At 55.4% G+C, this 18082-nt stretch carries 13 protein-coding genes; 5 read left to right on the top strand and 8 right to left on the bottom strand.

Annotation, left to right across the window (positions count from 1 at the left end; genetic code table 11):
• The first annotated feature begins 251 nt into the window (after nucleotides 1–251).
• Entirely contained in the window at nucleotides 252–1898 is a 1647-nt protein-coding gene (locus tag ABOC97_RS20120) for a Na+/H+ antiporter (protein WP_234502110.1), read from the top strand.
• A 145-nt stretch (nucleotides 1899–2043) separates the two neighbouring features.
• On the opposite strand, the gene ABOC97_RS20125 is transcribed toward ABOC97_RS20120, so the two are convergent.
• Nucleotides 2044–2925 (bottom strand): LysR family transcriptional regulator, encoded by an 882-nt coding sequence (locus ABOC97_RS20125; RefSeq protein ID WP_349601192.1) that lies wholly within the window; start codon nucleotides 2923–2925, stop codon nucleotides 2044–2046.
• 101 nt (nucleotides 2926–3026) lie between these two features.
• Here ABOC97_RS20125 and ABOC97_RS20130 point away from each other — a divergent pair, with 101 nt between their 5' ends.
• Both ABOC97_RS20130 and ABOC97_RS20135 read left to right on the top strand, forming a co-directional pair.
• Nucleotides 3027–3437, top strand: coding sequence for a CidA/LrgA family protein (locus tag ABOC97_RS20130; protein WP_349601194.1), 411 nt, complete (start codon nucleotides 3027–3029; stop codon nucleotides 3435–3437).
• Entirely contained in the window at nucleotides 3430–4119 is a 690-nt protein-coding gene (locus ABOC97_RS20135) for an LrgB family protein (RefSeq protein ID WP_349601196.1), read from the top strand. The genes ABOC97_RS20130 and ABOC97_RS20135 overlap by 8 nt, the downstream gene beginning before the upstream one ends.
• Before the next feature lie 85 nt (nucleotides 4120–4204).
• Here the strand turns inward: ABOC97_RS20135 and ABOC97_RS20140 are convergent, their stop codons facing one another.
• A complete protein-coding gene (locus ABOC97_RS20140) occupies nucleotides 4205–5482 on the bottom strand; it encodes an ABC transporter substrate-binding protein (RefSeq protein WP_349601198.1) in 1278 nt (425 codons plus the stop codon).
• Nucleotides 5483–5590: 108 nt separating this feature from the next.
• Entirely contained in the window at nucleotides 5591–6886 is a 1296-nt protein-coding gene (locus ABOC97_RS20145) for a Gfo/Idh/MocA family protein (protein ID WP_349601200.1), read from the bottom strand.
• 47 nt (nucleotides 6887–6933) lie between these two features.
• Here ABOC97_RS20145 and ABOC97_RS20150 point away from each other — a divergent pair, with 47 nt between their 5' ends.
• Entirely contained in the window at nucleotides 6934–8511 is a 1578-nt protein-coding gene (locus ABOC97_RS20150) for a hypothetical protein (RefSeq protein WP_349601202.1), read from the top strand.
• 210 nt (nucleotides 8512–8721) lie between these two features.
• On the opposite strand, the gene actP is transcribed toward ABOC97_RS20150, so the two are convergent.
• From actP to acs, 3 genes are all read right to left on the bottom strand, one after another.
• Nucleotides 8722–10371: a cation/acetate symporter ActP gene (gene actP, locus ABOC97_RS20155; RefSeq protein WP_349601204.1), complete on the bottom strand. Its 1650-nt coding sequence runs from the start codon at nucleotides 10369–10371 to the stop codon at nucleotides 8722–8724.
• Nucleotides 10368–10682 (bottom strand): DUF485 domain-containing protein, encoded by a 315-nt coding sequence (locus tag ABOC97_RS20160; RefSeq protein ID WP_349601206.1) that lies wholly within the window; start codon nucleotides 10680–10682, stop codon nucleotides 10368–10370. Before ABOC97_RS20160 ends, actP begins: the two co-directional genes overlap by 4 nt.
• Before the next feature lie 164 nt (nucleotides 10683–10846).
• Nucleotides 10847–12805, bottom strand: a complete 1959-nt coding sequence (gene acs / locus ABOC97_RS20165; RefSeq protein WP_349601208.1) for an acetate--CoA ligase — start codon at nucleotides 12803–12805, stop codon at nucleotides 10847–10849.
• A 414-nt stretch (nucleotides 12806–13219) separates the two neighbouring features.
• Here acs and gltP point away from each other — a divergent pair, with 414 nt between their 5' ends.
• Nucleotides 13220–14533 (top strand): glutamate/aspartate:proton symporter GltP, encoded by a 1314-nt coding sequence (gltP, locus tag ABOC97_RS20170; protein ID WP_234502101.1) that lies wholly within the window; start codon nucleotides 13220–13222, stop codon nucleotides 14531–14533.
• A 474-nt stretch (nucleotides 14534–15007) separates the two neighbouring features.
• On the opposite strand, the gene ABOC97_RS20175 is transcribed toward gltP, so the two are convergent.
• Nucleotides 15008–15691 (bottom strand): tetratricopeptide repeat protein, encoded by a 684-nt coding sequence (locus ABOC97_RS20175; protein WP_349601210.1) that lies wholly within the window; start codon nucleotides 15689–15691, stop codon nucleotides 15008–15010.
• Between the two features lie 217 nt (nucleotides 15692–15908).
• On the bottom strand, nucleotides 15909–18056 hold the full coding sequence (fdhF, locus tag ABOC97_RS20180) for a formate dehydrogenase subunit alpha (protein ID WP_349601212.1): 2148 nt from the start codon (nucleotides 18054–18056) through the stop codon (nucleotides 15909–15911).
• Between the last annotated feature and the right edge of the window lie 26 nt (nucleotides 18057–18082).

Below are 18082 nucleotides of genomic sequence, written 5' to 3' on the forward strand. Positions count from 1 at the left end.
CGCCCCCGACCATCAAGGCCGAGGGCGGTTAAAATATCAAAAACCCGCTATCCGGTTAACCGTCATGCTGCTCCGCTTAAGTGAACGGCATTGCGCCAACCGGCGGGTTTTTTGTTTGGGCTACGGGGTAGTACTTTTTTTCCATTTTCAGCCGCACCTCGTTTCCTTTTGCGTTACTCTGGTAACCGTATAATAAGAAGCACGACGCTTCATGTTTTGAATAATAAGACAACGCTGTAAACAGGGAACGCATGGAAATATTCTTCACCATACTCATCATGACCCTCGTGGTTTCGCTGTCTGGGGTGGTTACACGCGTACTGCCATTCCAGGTCCCACTTCCGTTAATGCAAATCGCTATCGGTGCGCTGCTCGCGTGGCCAACCTTCGGTTTGCACGTTGAATTTGACCCTGAACTGTTCCTCGTGCTGTTCATCCCGCCGCTGCTGTTTGCCGACGGCTGGAAGACGCCAACGCGCGAATTTATCGAGCACGGCAGGGAAATCCTCGGGCTGGCGCTGGCGTTAGTGCTGGTGACGGTGGTGGGGATTGGCTTCCTGATTTACTGGATAGTGCCGGGCATCCCGCTTATCCCGGCGTTTGCGCTGGCGGCAGTGCTGTCACCGACCGATGCGGTCGCGCTCTCCGGTATTGTCGGTGAAGGGCGAATCCCGAAAAAAATCATGGGTATTTTGCAGGGCGAAGCGTTGATGAACGACGCCTCCGGCCTGGTATCGCTGAAATTTGCCGTCGCGGTGGCGATGGGCACCATGGTCTTTACCGTTGGCGGTGCCACGGTCGAGTTCCTCAAAGTCGCCATTGGCGGCATCCTGGCGGGTTTCGTGGTCAGCTGGCTGTACGGGCGCTCAATGCGTTTCCTCAGCCGCTGGGGCGGTGATGAACCGGCCACGCAGATTGTGCTGCTGTTCCTGCTGCCGTTTGCTTCTTACCTGATTGCGGAACATATCGGCGTATCCGGTATCCTGGCGGCCGTGGCTGCAGGGATGACGATTACCCGCTCCGGCGTGATGCGCACCGCACCGCTGGCTATGCGTCTGCGCGCCAACAGCACCTGGGCGATGCTTGAATTTGTGTTTAACGGCATGGTGTTCTTGCTGTTGGGCCTGCAGTTGCCGGATATTCTCCAGAGCTCGCTGGTGGCGGCAGAAGCCGACCCGAACGTGGAAACCTGGATGCTGTTTACCGATATCATCCTGATTTACGCGGCGCTGATGCTGGTGCGTTTTGGCTGGCTGTGGACGATGCGCAAATTAAGCCAGCGCTTCCTGAAAAAGAAACCGATGGAGTTTGGTTCCTGGACCACTCGCGAGCTGCTGATTTCTTCTGTGGCCGGGGTGCGCGGGGCGATTACCCTTGCCGGTGTGCTCTCTATCCCGCTGCTATTACCGTCCGGCGATGTATTCCCGGCGCGTTATGAGCTGGTATTCCTTGCCGCCGGGGTGATTCTGTTCTCGCTGTTCGTTGGCGTGATTGCGCTGCCGATTCTGCTGCGCCATATCGAGTCGACCGACAACGTTCAGCAGCGCAAAGAAGAACAGCTGGCGCGGGCGGCGACGGCAGACGTGGCGATTGTCGCTATCCAGAAAATGGAAGAGCGTCTGGCGGCGGATACCGATGAGAATATTGATAACCAGCTGCTGACCGAGGTCAGTTCGCGCGTCATCGGTAATTTGCGTCGTCGGGTTGATGGGCGTAACGATGTCGAAACGTCGATGCTGGAAGAACAGTTGGAGCGCCGCTTCCGTCTCGCCGCGCTGCGTTCTGAGCGCGGTGAGCTGTACCACCTGCGCGCCACGCGACAGATCAGCAACGAGACTTTGCAAAAGCTGTTGCATGACCTCGATCTGCTGGAAGCGCTGTTGATTGAGGATGCGTAGCAAGCGCTAGTGCTGCGCGTTTGTCGGCCAGGCCTTATCCGACCTACAGGTCATCGACCGTAGGTCGGATAAGCGCAGCACCGTAGGCCCGATAATGTCCCAACGTAGGTCTGATAAGGCGTAGCCGCCATCAGACGCGGGCCGACTACGGCAGCGTAAATCCTTCGCAGCACTTCAGCCACGCCTGGGCGCTGTGCGACATATACACCCCTTCCCGCCAAATCATCCCTAACTGCCAGCGCAGCTCGCTTTCCAGCGGCAGCCAGCGCAGGGTTTTGGCATCCAGACGACGGCAAATCGGCTCAGGCAGAATCGCGACGCCGACGCCAGCCTGCACCATGGCGGCGAGAAAATCCCATTGCCCGCTGCGTACCGCAATGCGCGGCTTCACGTCGTGCCGTGCGAATAGCTGCATGAGTTGGCGGCTGAGGGCGAAATCTTCGTTATAAATCAGCAATGGATGGGCCGCTAACTGCTGCGGTGACACCGACGTTTGTTCCAGCCAATCGCCGGAACGCGGTACTAACACGCACAGCGGATGGCTGAACAACGGCTGAGTGGTGAGGGCGCTCTCTTCTTCCACTGGCAGCGCGGTGATGGCTAAATCCAGCTCGCCGTTGATCACCGCCTGCTGCACGGTCAGGCCGCCAAATTCGGAAATCTTGAGCTCTACGCCGGGGTAGCGCTGGCGAAACAGGCCAATAGGCCCCGCCATTAGCATGCCGACCATCGGCGGAATACCCAACCGCAGCACGCCTTTGTTGAGGTGATTGATATCGCTGAGTTCGGCCTCCAGTTGCCGGAATTCGCCCAGAATTGCCAGCCCGCGCTCGAACACCACCTGCCCGGTATCGGTCATTAAAAGCTTACGGCCGTCGCGAATGAGCAGGGTGCAGTTCAGCTCATCTTCCAGATTTTTGAGCATCTTGCTGATGGTCGGTTGCGTCACAAACAGCTTCTCCGCGGCGCGGGTAAAGCTCTGCTGACGAACGACTTCGACAAAGTAGCGTAGCGTTCTTATGTCCATGATTATGCCTCTAAACTATGCTACCGATGAGTTTAATTCATTTCTGTCATCATCGTTGTCTCACTATACTGTGCGCCTGTGATTTTTTTGGACATCCCTCCATGGCCGAGGCCTTAGGGCGCGTAGTGCCCTCCGTTTTAAACCGTCTTCAGATTCCGGTGCAGGTATTGCTGTACGCCGGACTGTTTGTGTTTGCTGAATATCTGGTGAGCTGGTGGAATCTGCCGCTGCCTGCCAACCTCGTGGGGATGATCCTGCTGTTGGTGCTGATTGTCTGCCACGTTGTACCGCTGAAATGGGTACGCGCCGGGTCGCGCTGGTTGCTGGCAGAAATGCTGCTGTTTTTCGTTCCAGCGGTAGTGGCGGTGGTGAACTATGCACAACTGTTGATGATTGATGGCTGGCGGATCTTCGTGGTCATCGCGCTAAGCACGATGATGGTACTGGGGGCAACCGCCTGGGTCGTCGACAAGGTGTATCGCTACGAGATGAAACGGATGCACCATGACTAACTTTCAGCTGAGCGTGGCATGTCTGGTTATCACGCTGGTGCTCTATTTCGCCAATAAACGTCTGTATCGCCGCTTTCGAAAACTGCCGCTGATGCCTCTGGTACTGACCCCGGTGCTGTTGGTATTGCTGCTGGTGTTCGGTCATATCTCCTATCAGAACTATATGGGCGAGGCGCACTGGCTGCTGTGGCTGCTGGGCCCTGCGACCATCGCGTTTGCCGTGCCGGTTTACGATAACCTGGCGATTATTAAACGCCACTGGATGTCCCTTTCTGCTGGCGTGATCACCGCCACGGTGGTTGCGGTAACGAGCTCTGTGTGGCTAGCGCGGTTGTTTACTCTGCCGGATGAAATTCAGCGCAGCCTGGCGGTACGTTCCATCACCACGCCGTTTGCGCTGGCGGCGGCAAAATCACTCGGTGGGCAACCGGAGCTGGTGGCGCTGTTCGTGGTGGTGACCGGGGTGTTCGGCATGGCGATTGGCGACGTGTTGTTCCTGCGTTTGTCGATTCGTGAAGGGATGGCTAAAGGCGCGGGCTTTGGTGCCGCATCGCACGGTGCCGGGACGGCGCGCTCGTATGAATTAGGCCCGCAGGAAGGTGTGGTGGCGAGCCTGGTGATGATGTTGTCCGGCATTGTGATGGTGCTGGTGGCGCCGGTAGTTGGTTGGATCATGTTCTGAGCAGCCTGCGTTTACCCGGCCTACAGTAAGACACAGCCCTGTAGGTCTGATAAGCGCAGCGCCATCAAACAATGCGCTGTCAGGATTAACGATTCAAACGGCGAACAATACGTTCAACCTGCTGGCGGAACTCACTGACGACCTGGGCAATAGGCTTTCCCTGGTCGAGCTTTTCGCGGGCAGACATAAACTGATCGACCACCTGCAAATCTTCAATATAGGGCGTCGCCACCACGGTGGTGGGCAGCGATTGCGCCTGTCTTAAACCGGCCACGACCGGATCGTTAGGGTCAATCACCCCTTTTTCGGTTAACAGCGTTTCTGCCGTTTTGCTCAAAGGAATGCCGCGTTCAAGGCCAAGCGACTCGATAGCCTGCGGATCGTTGAGCAGGAAGTTGACCAGCATCGCCGCTTCTTTCGGATGTTTGGTCGACTTCGCCACCGAGAACATCTGCGCCGTCTTGAAGTACACCCCGGACTCCGTCACGCCGGGCTGCATCACGTAATCACCCAGCACCAGTTTGGCCGGTGGTGTGAGGTTGTTGATGTACATGCGAATGGAAATATTCCAGGTAAAAGTCCCGCCCCATTCACCGTTAATCCACGGCTTCATTTCATACAGATTGCCCTTGCCGTAAGAAGAGAGCGTTTTTGGCGATGGCACCACGTGGTCATCGCTAAGACGTTTCACAAAGCCAAACGCTTCCTGCCACTGCATATCGTCCCAGGTAAATTTACCGCTGCTGTCGAACATTGGCTTCTGGTATTTCTGCATCATGTAGGCGTTGAGCAGCAGAATGACATCCTGATCGACCATGCTGTAGGGGTAATAGTTTTTGCCCAGTTTTTGCTGGAAGCTTTTCCCGGCCGCAAAAAGTTCATCCCAGGTTTTCGGGTACGCCAGCCCAGCCTTATTCCAGGTGACGTCGTTGTAGTAGAACACCGGCGCGTTGACTGAAATCGGCAGGCCGTTCAGTTTGCCTTTGATGGTGGTGGATTGCAGATCTTTGGCCTGATACTGGTTCAAATCCAGTTCATTCTTGAGCTTATTCAGGTCGTAATATCCCTCGCCATTTTTGGAAAAAATAATCAGCCACGGCCAGTTGGTCTGCATTACGTCCGGCTCGGTGCCGCTGGCCATTTGGGTGGTCAGGCGCGAAAGATGCCCATCCCAGCCGGTATATTCCGCCTTCACTTTAATCTCGGGATGCGTTTTCTCAAAGGCTTCCAGCGCCTTGAGCGTTGCCTGGTGGCGGCTGTTGCCTCCCCACCATGACATACGTAATTCAACGGGCTGTTGCGCCCAGGCAGAGGTACAGGAAAGTAACAGTGATGCGATAACACCTGACGCGAGTTTATTCATTACATGTCTCCGGGAAGAGGCAGAAATATTGTTATTAAACAGGTGAGTAACAGCATAATACTGACCGTCTTTTCCGGCGCAGCCTCCTGCCGCGCCGGAACGAGGGGCTTAGCGTTTCGCCAGTCGGGAAACCAGCTCGAACTCCTTAAAATTCACCGGACGCTGTTGCTGCATGGAGATATTGCCCGCAATACCGGTGAGAATGGACATCGCGCCAGCGCGGTGGTCGGCTGCACGCTGCAACGGGTCGTTGCCCGGTTCGCCGAACAGATCCGCCAGCATGGCGTTATCGCCGCCGCCGTGTCCGCCTTCACCGAGGTTGAACTCCGCTTTCCACGGCTCGGCAAACATCGGGAAGACGGTGATATCGCACTGCTCCAGGCTACCTTCGTTTTCGCGTTTACCGCCGGCGTTGACGTAGGATTTCTCGACGATTTTCATCTCCAGACGGCCTTCGGTGCCGTTAAACACCACGTTCAGTCCTTCCCACGGCAGATAGGCATTGAGTGAGTAGGTGAGCTGGACCTGGTTTTGGTACTTCACCAGTACAGACATGGTGTCTTCGATGGTGATGCCATCGCTAAACACGCTCTGGTCGCGGAAATAGTTGTCCTCATGCTCGGCGTCGAGGTACAGCGCTTTGAGCTGTTCGTTGTCTGCCATATTCAGCGCGAACGGATCGTCTTTGGCTTCGGCAAAACCGTGGGTGCGCGGGTAGAACTGCGAGACGCCACGTTTTTCGGCATTTTCTTTGCCGTAGAATTGCAGGCTGCCTTCGGCGTAAACGCGCTCTGGGTAGCTGGCTAACCAGAAGTTCATCAGGTCGAAGTGGTGAGTGGATTTGTGCACCAGCAGGCCGCCGCTGTTGCGTTTCTCACGGTGCCAGCGGCGGAAGTAATCCGCGCCGTGCTCGGTGTTGAGCAGCCACTCAAAGTGAACGGAGGTGACGTTGCCAATCACGCCCTGCATCAACAGTTCGCGTACTTTGCTGTGGTGCGGCGCGTAGCGATAGTTAAAGGCTACGCGCACGGTATGTCCGGTCTCTTCGATGGCATCGAGAATACGCAGCGCGCGTTTTTCGTCGATAGTCATCGGTTTTTCGGTGATCACGTCGCAGCCCGCATGCAGCGCGCGGACGATGTAATCATCGTGGGTGCGGTCCATGGTGGTAACGATGATGATATCCGGGCGAGTTTCGCGGATCATCTCTTCGAACTGCGCCGCTTTCCAGGTGGATACCGGCTCTGCGCCTTCTTTTTGCAACAGTTTATTGGCGTAGTTCATTCGGGTCTGATTGGTATCGCAAAACGCGACCATTTTGGCATTATCACGCCAGGTTCCACCAATGGCGGAAATATATAAACCCGCACGACCCCCGGTACCGACCAGAGCATATTTTTTCATGGCATCCTCGATTAAGATATAAATTCAAATATCAGCAAGGCGACGCAATGAAACGTATTCCGCATCAATTGATGGAGCTGAATAGCACTTTTATTTGGCACTGGCCCTGGTTTATTCAGGGCGTTAAAAGCGCGAAACAGCACGGTTTCACCGGCATCATCCTGCACCAACAGGAACTGCTTTCTTTTCTTGCTACGCCCTCGCCGTTAAGCCAAAAGCTCAACGTCGAGAACCTGATTCATCAACAAAATTACGCGCTGCAATATTTAAAACGCGTCGACCAATATCTGGCGGAAAATAATTTATCGTTTTGGCTGCAGGGCGAAGCCGCGCCGAGCGACGATATAATTAAGCGTAAATTTCCCGAACTGACGTTCGATGAAAAAAGTTCACCGGATTTCTGGCAGCACTTTTATGCCGCAATATTGCATCCACTACTTCATGCGCTGCCGCACCTCAGCGGGCTTATTCTCAGCCTGACCACCCCGGACTTTCAGACCGCCCGCTGGCAGCAAAGCCTGCACGATGTCTGGAGTCTGCTGCGCGCCCAGGGCAAAAAGCTGGTGCTGCGCGACTACATTGATGACAGCTGGCCTCGGCAGCAGCTTTCCAATCTGCTGGCGACGCTTCCCGACGATGTGCGCGCCTCGATAAAAGCCACCGAGCTGGACTATCACCCCGGGTTTGCCAATCACCCGCACATTGCCACGTTGCCGGGGCATAAAAAGTGGATCGAGTACGATCTCTTTGGCACCGGCTACGGTTGGACCGCGCTGCCGTGCTATCTGGCCGACGAGATCAGCGGCCGGTTAAGCTGGGCGTTGAGCGCCGCCGAAAACGAAATTGAAGCCATCACGTCGCGCGTCAGCTGGCAGTGGCTGCCCGACAGCCGGGTGATGGACTCCGCCAACGCAATTAACCTTTTTGGCCTCTCCGCGGCCAACCAGACCGCCGATGAGGCGCAGCCTTCCGCCTTTGAACGCTGGATTGAGCATCAGCAGCTCGGCTTTCGCTCAATGCAGGACAAACACCAGCTGTCGGCTATCGTTCACGCCAGCTACGACTGGCTGTGTAAAACGCCGAATTTTCTGGGCCGACGGCTGCACTATCAAAGCCAGATCCCGGAAAGCGTGGCTCAGGCGCAGCAGCTTCTGCACATGGACACCCGGAGCGCTAACTGGATGCATGCCTGGCAACCGCTGATGCCCGCCGACTCTCCGGCGCTTGGTAAAGAGCAGCGCGAGCTGGTGGCGCTGGAAAAAGAGGCCGCCTGCTTTTTAGCATCGCGCACGATACAAAACCTGCGTCAGCTGATGCCGCGTATCTCCTGCCCCAACGATTCGCTGGAGGTTTTGTTGGCCGCCTGGCGCAGCGCGGAAATCTACAGTCAGATGTTTTCCCGCGTCGCCGCCGCGATGACCGATATTCTGTGGCTCGATCACTACGGCCCGCAAAGTCTGCCGGCCGATGTGCTGCAAAAGCATCAGCAGCAGCTGCTTCGCTATACCGATACGCTGGAGCGCTGGCTTATCAATCCACCGGCCAGCGGCCCGCTGTTTCTGCCGCTGTTACTAAGTCCGGAACGTTTGACCCGTTTTGCCAGCAGCCTGAGCAAGTCGCCGTGAGTAAAGAATAAAAACAGTGGCGGGTATTGTCTGCAATCGTCGTAGAGGTAAAGCTGGGGATTGGCGTGAAAACCGGGAAAGCGTGATAGCCTTCGCGAATCGCAGATAAAACCTGTGACGCGCGTTGGCTTTTTTCATTTTGATGGCGTGATAAACATCACTTGAAGCGGAAAAAAATGTGATCCCCGACCACTGGCCGGGGAGGGGATTTTAGTGCGCACGACCCTGGTCGATGCCCAGACCGGTTTGTGAACGGATAAACTGCGCGCGGAACTGCTCGCGCTCGAGATTACCCTCAGCAGAGTTATCGGTTGCCGAGAACAACCAGATACCGATAAAGGCAACGGCGATAGAGAACAGCGCCGGGTATTCATACGGGAACAGCGCTTTCTCGTGGCCGAGGATCGTGACCCAAATGGTTGGGCCAAGGATCATCAGCACTACCGCCGTCAGCAGGCCCAGCCAGCCGCCGACCATTGCGCCACGGGTGGTCAATTTCGACCAGTACATGGAGAGCAGAATGATCGGGAAGTTACAGCTGGCCGCGATCGAGAACGCCAGACCCACCATAAAGGCGATGTTCTGATTCTCAAACAGGATGCCCAGCAGAATGGCCACCACGCCCAGCACCAGTACGGTGATTTTGGAAACCTTCAGCTCCTGACGTTCGGTCGCGCCTTTCTTAAACACGTTAGCGTACAGATCATGAGACACCGCCGAAGCCCCTGCCAGCGTCAGACCCGCAACCACCGCCAGAATGGTGGCGAATGCGACCGCAGAGATGAAGCCGAGGAACAGGTTGCCGCCGACCGCATCAGCCAGATGTACCGCTGCCATGTTGTTGCCGCCGATAAGCGCGCCTGCCGCATCTTTAAACTGCGGATTTGCCCCGACCAGCATGATGGCGCCAAAGCCGATGATGAAGGTCAGGATGTAGAAGTAACCCATAAACCCGGTGGCATAGAACACGCTCTTACGTGCTTCTTTGGCGTCACTCACGGTGAAGAAACGCATCAGAATGTGCGGCAGACCGGCGGTACCAAACATCAAGCCAAGACCGAGCGACAGCGCCGATATTGGGTCTTTCACCAGCCCGCCAGGGCTCATAATGGCCGCCCCTTTCGGGTGTACCGCCATTGCTTCGGTGAACAGGTTGTTGAAGCTAAAGCCGACGTGCTTCATCACCATAAAGGCCATAAAGCTGGCGCCGAACAGCAGCAGAACCGCTTTGATAATCTGTACCCACGTGGTGGCGAGCATGCCGCCAAACAGCACGTACATCACCATCAGCACGCCAACCAGCACCACGGCGACGTGGTAGTTGAGGCCGAACAGCAGCTCGATGAGCTTACCGGCGCCGACCATCTGCGCAATCAGATAGAGTGCAACCACCACCAGCGAACCGCAGGCGGAGAGCAGACGAATTGGCCCCTGCTTGAGGCGATAGGACGCCACGTCGGCAAAGGTATAGCGGCCGAGGTTACGCAGGCGTTCGGCAATCAGGAACAGAATAATCGGCCAGCCGACGAGGAAGCCGAGCGAGTAAATCAGCCCGTCGTAGCCCGATGTGTAGACCAGCGCAGAGATGCCGAGGAACGACGCCGCCGACATAAAGTCACCGGCAATCGCCAGCCCGTTCTGGAAACCGGTAATGTTGCCGCCTGCGGTGTAGTAGTCGTTGCGCGAGCGTACCCGCTTTGAGGCCCAGTAGGTGATGTACAGCGTCAGGAGGACGAAAATCAGGAACATGATAATCGCCTGCCAGTTGGTTGGCTGGCGCTCTACGTGGCCGCTGATAGCGTCTGCCGCGTTGGCCGCTAAAGGAAGTGTGGCGGCGAGCGCCGTCAGGACTTTCTTCATGATGCTTTTACCTCGCGCAGTACGGCCCTGTTCAGGCGATCAAATTCACTGTTAGCCCGCCAGACATAAATGCCAGTCAGGACGAAGGAAATAACGATAATGCCGATCCCGATTGGGATACCGCGCGTGACGCTGGTGCCCGGATGCAGCGGCGTGCCAAGCCAGCCCGGGGCAAAAGCGATGAGTAAAATAAAACCGACGTAAACCACTAACATGATCAGCGATAAGAAGGTGGCAAGCCGTTGCCGTTTTTCAACCAGCTCCCTGAAATGCGCACTATCTTCTATCTGCTGACAAATTTGATCATTCATCACAGAGTCTCCAGAGGTTTTTTATTGGTAGTGTTTTTTGTGCAAATCAGAACACCGTACGCTTCCTTCTTCCGAGGGAAGAAGGATAGGGCGAGGGGCGGTGTACGGTAATGACACCCTCACCCCGGCCCTCTCCCGGTAACAGGAGAGGGGGAAGTCTTCGCTTATGACGGCATCGCGATGGACTGCTTCTCTTCCAGCAGTTTCTCCACCACGCCCGGATCGGCGAGGGTCGAGGTATCGCCCAGGTTGCTGGTGTCGCCCGCGGCGATCTTGCGCAGAATGCGGCGCATGATTTTGCCTGAACGGGTTTTCGGCAGTGAATCGGTCCAGTGCAGCACGTCCGGCGTCGCCAGCGGGCCAATCTCTTTACGCACCCAGTTACGCACCTCGGTATAGAGCGCAGGCGTTGGCTCTTCACCGTGGTTCAGCGTGACGTAGGCGTAAATTGCCTGGCCTTTAATGCTGTGCGGAATGCCGACAACCGCGGCTTCGGCAATCTTCGGATGGGAAACCAGCGCCGATTCAATCTCCGCGGTGCCTAAACGGTGGCCGGAGACGTTCAGCACGTCATCAACGCGGCCGGTTATCCAGTAGTAACCGTCTTCGTCACGACGCGCGCCATCACCGCTGAAATACATGTTTTTGAAGGTCGAGAAGTAGGTCTGCTCAAAGCGTTCGTGATCGCCAAACAGCGTACGCGCCTGCCCCGGCCAGGAGTCGGTGATCACCAGGTTGCCCTCGGTGGCGCCTTCCTGCGGATGGCCTTCGTTATCGACCAGCGCTGGCTGCACGCCGAAGAACGGACGGCTGGCGGAACCTGCCTTCAGCTCAATGGCACCCGGCAGCGGGGTGATCATGAAACCACCGGTTTCGGTCTGCCACCAGGTATCCATCACCGGGCACTTCTCGTTGCCGATTTTCTGCCAGTACCACTCCCAGGCTTCCGGGTTGATAGGTTCGCCCACCGAGCCAAGAATGCGCAGGGAGGAACGATCGGTTCCGGCGGTGGCCTTGTCGCCTTCAGCCATCAATGCGCGAATCGCCGTCGGTGCGGTATACAGAATGTTAACTTTATGTTTATCAACTACCTGACACATACGGGCAGGTGTCGGCCAGTTTGGCACGCCTTCAAACATCAGCGTGGTCGCGCCGCAGGCCAGCGGGCCGTACAGCAAATAGCTGTGACCAGTAACCCAGCCGACATCGGCGGTGCACCAGTAGATGTCGCCCGGATGGTAGTCGAAGACATATTTAAAGGTGGTTGCGGCGTACACCAGATAGCCACCGGTGGTGTGCAATACACCCTTTGGTTTGCCGGTGGAACCGGAGGTATAGAGGATAAACAGCGGGTCTTCCGCACTCATCTCTTCCGGCTGATGCTGGTCGCTGGCGTTTTCTTGCAGGTCATGCCACCACAGGTCGCGGCCTTCCTGCCAGTCAATTTTTCCGCCGGTACGCTTGAGCACAACGACGTTTTCGATGGTTTTGACGTTCGGATTTTTCAGCGCGTCGTCGACGTTTTTCTTCAGCGGCACGTTACGTCCGGCGCGAACGCCTTCATCGGATGTGATAACCAGACGCGCGCTGGAGTCGATGATACGGCCAGCAACGGCTTCCGGCGAGAAACCGCCGAAGATGACGGAATGGATAGCGCCAATGCGGGCGCAGGCCAGCATAGCCACGGCCGCTTCTGGCACCATCGGCATATAGATAGCCACCACGTCGCCTTTCTTCACGCCTAAAGAGAGCAGGGTGTTTGCGAAACGGCAGACGTCGCGATGCAGTTCGCGATAGGTAATGTGCTTGCTTTGAGTGGCGTCGTCGCCTTCCCAGATGATAGCGGTTTGATCGCCGCGCTCCTGAAGATGACGGTCAAGACAGTTGGCAGCCAGGTTCAGTGTGCCGTCTTCGTACCACTTAATTGAGACGTTGCCAGGGGCAAAGGAGGTGTTTTTGACTTTGGTGTAAGGCCGCATCCAGTCGAGGATTTTACCCTCTTCCGTCCAAAACGTATCAGGGTTGGTGACGGACTGCTGGTATTTAGTCTTGTATTGTTCCGGATTAATCAGGCAGCGTTCTGCAATATTTGCAGGAATAGAGTGTTTGTGAATTTGGCTCATGCTTTTTTTCTCCATGTAGGATGTTAATAATATGTCGCACAAAAGTTAATAACAGAGGGAGGAGACGCTTTGTTTACTATTTGCGCGGCAGATCACGCATTAGTGGAATTGTTCAAATAACGTTCATTTGATTCTTTGAACAGAAATAATTGCGGAAGGGGATTTATAGAAAATGGCGGAAATTTTTTGTTTTTATAACAAAAACTTATAAATAATTACTGGTAGAAATTAGTAGTAATATCGATTTCTGTGGTGAAAAGCCCTGAACTGAAAGGGTTGCGCGGGACACCGTACAGATGATACTGATATTGCGCGTTAAAAACCTCTAAAAGTAAACGCAACACAAATCACCCCCTTTCAAGTGGATATCATTCCCGTTCGGTATGGTATTTTTCATTGAGGAAGTCTGCAGTTATGAAAAAAACGCGAATCAGCCTGGCGTGGCAAATTCTCATTGCCCTGGTGCTAGGTATTATTCTGGGTAGTTATCTTCATTATCATAGCGATAGCCGCGAATGGCTGGTTATGAATCTCCTGTCTCCTGCTGGCGATATTTTCATCCATCTGATTAAAATGATCGTCGTGCCGATTGTTATTTCAACGCTGGTCGTGGGAATAGCCGGCGTCGGTGACGCAAAACAGCTTGGGCGAATTGGCGCTAAAACCATTCTTTATTTCGAAGTGATCACCACGATAGCGATAATTATCGGTATCACCATGGCGAATGTCTTCCAGCCAGGGGCTGGGATCGACATGTCGCAGCTGGCGACGGCGGACATTTCGAAATACCAAAGCACCACTGCGGAAGTGCAAAGTCACGCTCATGGGCTGATGGGGACAATCCTATCCCTGGTGCCGACCAATATCGTGGCGTCGATGGCAAAAGGCGAAATGCTGCCGATTATCTTCTTCTCGGTGTTGTTCGGCCTCGGCCTCTCCTCGCTACCCGCTACGCATCGTGAACCGCTGGTGACTGTGTTCCGTTCTATCTCAGAAACCATGTTTAAAGTGACCCATATGGTCATGCGCTACGCGCCGGTTGGGGTGTTTGCGCTGATTGCGGTGACGGTGGCGAACTTTGGTTTTGCCTCCCTATGGCCGCTGGCGAAGCTGGTGCTGCTGGTACACTTCGCGATTCTGTTCTTCGCGCTGGTGGTGCTGGGGATTGTGGCGCGCATCTGCGGGTTGAGCATCTGGATCCTGATTCGCATCCTTAAAGACGAACTGATTCTGGCGTACTCCACCGCCAGCTCCGAGAGCGTGCTGCCGCGTATTATCGAGAAGATGGAAGCCTACGGCGCACCGGCGTCGATCACCAGCTTTGTGGTGCCGACCGGGTACTCCTTTAACCTCGATGGTTCGACGCTATATCAGAGTATTGCTGCCATCTTTATCGCCCAGCTGTATGGTATCGACCTGTCTCTTTGGCAGGAAATCGTACTGGTGCTGACGCTGATGGTGACCTCGAAAGGTATCGCGGGCGTACCTGGCGTCTCCTTCGTGGTTCTGCTGGCGACATTAGGTAGCGTGGGGATTCCGCTGGAAGGTCTGGCGTTTATTGCCGGTGTCGATCGTATCCTCGATATGGCGCGTACCGCGCTGAACGTGGTGGGTAACGCGCTGGCGGTGCTGGTCATCGCGAAGTGGGAACACAAGTTCGACGTTAAAAAAGCGCGAGCGTATGAACGTGAGATGCTCGGCAAGTTTGATAAAACGGCCGACCAATAATAGAAAGAAAAACAACGCCGGGATTTCCCGGCGTTGTTGTTTTTGGGGCACTGAACTGATTTTCCCCTCACCCTAGCCCTCTCCCCAGAGGGGCGAGGGGACCGAACGGTGCGATTCGCGGCGATTTATCGCTGACCTGGCTAACTACTTTGGCACCCAGCCATTCGCACAGCTAAGGTCAACTCCCTCTCCCTTTGAGGGAGAGGGTTGGGGTGAGGGTGGAGCAGCGAGCGGTTACTCCGCGCTCACCTTATCAAACTCTTCGCAGCCGGTATCAAACCTTTCGGTATAGCTCAGGTCAACTCCCTCTCCCTTTGAGGGAGAGGGTTGGGGTGAGGGTGGAGCAGCGAGCAGTTACTCCGCGCTCGCCTTATCAAACTCTTCGCAGCCGGTATCAAACCCTTCGGTACAGCTTTGGTCAACTCCCTCTCCCTTTGAGGGAGAGGGTTGGGGTGAGGGTGGAGCAGCGAGCGGTTACTCCGCGCTCACCTTATCAAACTCTTCACAGCCGGTATCAAATCCTTCGGTACAACTCAGGTTCAGCCACTGCAGCGCCTTCTGTTTATTCGGCGTAATAAAGCCTTTCTCACCGTTCAGAAACATCATGCCGGCCCAGTGTTCGGCATAGCCGGTACGCGACAGCGCTGAACTGTTTTTAAAGTAGTCCGTGGCTTTATCATCGTCTTCTTTCACACCGGTGCCGTTGGCGTAAATCAGCCCCAGCAGCATTTGCGCATCGACGGCAAAATCGCTTTCCGCGTTGGCAGATGCCTGCTCAAGCAGCGTCACCGCGCGCGGGTAGTCGGTTTGCCCCGACTGGCTGTTGATAAGCACGCGCGCGAGGATCACTTCACCCGCCCGGCTTCCCGCCTTCACGGCTTTTTCAGCCAGCTCTTTGGCGGCCGGATAATCCAGATCCACCGGGTTGGTAATTTTAATCTGCGCCAGAAGGGCATAGGCATCTGCATCACCGCCGTCGGCGGATTTCTGCGCCCAGAACTCGGCTTTGCTCAAATCGCGTGAGCTAAACCAGGTATCTGCCAGATAGTACTGCGCGCGGGCATCTCCGGCTTCTGCGGCTTTCAAATATTGGCTACCCGGCTCATCCGCGTGAGCGAACAGCGCAACCAGCCATAGCAATGCAAAAATGTGTTTCATCTTATTGTGTAGGTAACCGAGGAAGTGGGCAGTATATACTCGTCATACTTCAAGTTGCATGTGCGTTGGCTGCGTTCGTTCACCCGAATCACTTACTCGAGTAAGCTCATCGGGATTCTCTCACTTGCCGCCTTCCTACAACTCGAATTATTTTGAGTATAAAGATAAAGCGAGGATAAAAAAACGCCCCCGAATGGGGGCGTTGAAACGAGTCCGCTTAGCCCATCGCGCTTTCGCGCAGACTGGCCTTCAGCTTCGTATACTCATCAATCACATACTGCTCGGCGGCACGCTGGTCGGCAATCGGCTCAACGTTCACGGCGCAGTACTTGTACTCAGGCGTTTTGGTAATCGGGCTCAGGTTCTCCGTTACCAGCTCATTACATGCCCCAATCCACCATTGATAGGTCATGTAAATTGCACCTTTGTTCGGGCGATCGCTGACGGCAGCGCGGGTGATGACTTTACCTTTACGGGAGTTCACCCACACCAGCGCTTCATCTTCAATGCCTAAACGGGCGGCATCGGCGGTGTTGATCTGGGCATAGCCCGGTTCGTCCGCCAGCGCGGCCAGCGCCGCACAGTTACCGGTCATGGAACGGCAAGAGTAGTGGCCAACTTCACGCACCGTCGACAGTACCATTGGGTACTCTTCGGTGAGTTTGTCGATAGGCGCAACCCAGTCGCAGGTGAAGAACTGCGCTAGACCGTTCGGGGTGTCGAACTTCTCTTTAAAGAGGTAAGACGTCCCCTGGTCCGCGTCAGACTCATCGCGGCATGGCCACATCACATAGCCCAGCTCGCCCATTTTGTCGTAAGTGGCACCGTAGAAATCAGGGCACAGGCTGCGCAACTCATCCCAGATTTCCTGGGTGTTGTTGTAGTGCATTTTGTAGCCCATACGGGTGGCGATTTCACTGATGATCTGCCAGTCCGTTTTCAGGTCCCACTTCGGCTCAACGGCTTTAAAGAAGCGCTGGAAGCCACGGTCGGCGGCGGTAAAGACGCCTTCATGTTCGCCCCAGGACGTAGACGGTAAAATAACGTCTGCGGCCGCAGCGGTTTTGGTCATGAAGATATCCTGGACGATAACCAGTTCCAGATCTTCGAAGCCTTTACGAACCGCAGAGAGTTCGGCATCGGTCTGTAACGGATCTTCACCCATGATATACGCCGCGCGCACTTCGCCGTGCGCCGCGCGGTGCGGCAGCTCGCTGATACGATAGCCGGTGTGCGCCGGCAGGCTTTCCACGCCCCAGGCTTTGGCGAATTTCTCACGGTTTTCCGGGAACTTCACGTACTGATAGCCCGGATAGGTATCCGGCAGCGCGCCCATATCGCAGGCGCCCTGAACGTTGTTCTGGCCGCGGACTGGGTTAACGCCAACGCTTGGCTTACCGAGGTTGCCGGTGAGCATCGCGAGGCTGGTCAGTGAACGCACGGTTTCCACGCCCTGATAGAACTGGGTAACACCCATGCCCCACAGGATGGCGGCGTTATTTGCCGAGGCATACATACGGGCGGCCTGGCGAATTTCCTGCGCGCTAACGCCGGTAATCGCTTCGACGGACTCCGGCGTATAGCCTTCGACAATCTTACGGTACTCTTCATAACCTTCGGTACGGGCAGCGACGAACGCTTTGTCGTACAGGTTTTCTTCAATAATGACGTGCCCCATGGCGTTGAGCAGCGCGATATTCGAGCCGTTTTTCAACGCGATGTGCATGTCAGCAATGCGCGCGGTTTCAATTTTGCGCGGATCGCAGACGATGATTTTCGCCCCGTTACGTTTAGCGTTAATCACGTGATTCGCCACGATAGGGTGGGAATCCGCCGGGTTGTACCCGAAGATAAACACTAAATCGGTATTATCAATTTCGTTAATCGCATTACTCATTGCGCCGTTACCGACCGATTGGTGCAGACCTGCAACCGAAGGGCCGTGTCAGACGCGAGCGCAGCAGTCAACGTTATTGGTACCAATAACGGCGCGCGCAAATTTCTGCATTACATAGTTGGTTTCATTACCCGTCCCGCGTGAGGAACCGGTAGTCTGAATAGCATCCGGGCCGTATTTCGCTTTGATCGCGCTCAGGCGGTCAGCAACGTAATTTAGCGCTTCATCCCAGGAAACGGATTCCAGTTTGCCGCCGCGCTGGCGACGGATCATTGGGGTCTTCAGGCGTGGGGTCAGGATCTGGGTATCGTTAATGAAGTCCCAGCCATAATAGCCCTTCAGACACAGAGTACCCTGGTTGGTTTTCCCCTGCGCCGCCTCAGCCCGGACGATTTTACCGTTATCGACCACCAGGTTGATTTTGCAACCTGATGCGCAATACGGGCAAACCGTGACGACTTTTTTCATCGGTCTCGCTCCAGTTAATCAAATCG

Source organism: Kluyvera huaxiensis, assembly GCF_040149365.1.
In the GTDB taxonomy this organism is placed as follows: domain Bacteria; phylum Pseudomonadota; class Gammaproteobacteria; order Enterobacterales; family Enterobacteriaceae; genus Kluyvera; species Kluyvera intermedia_A.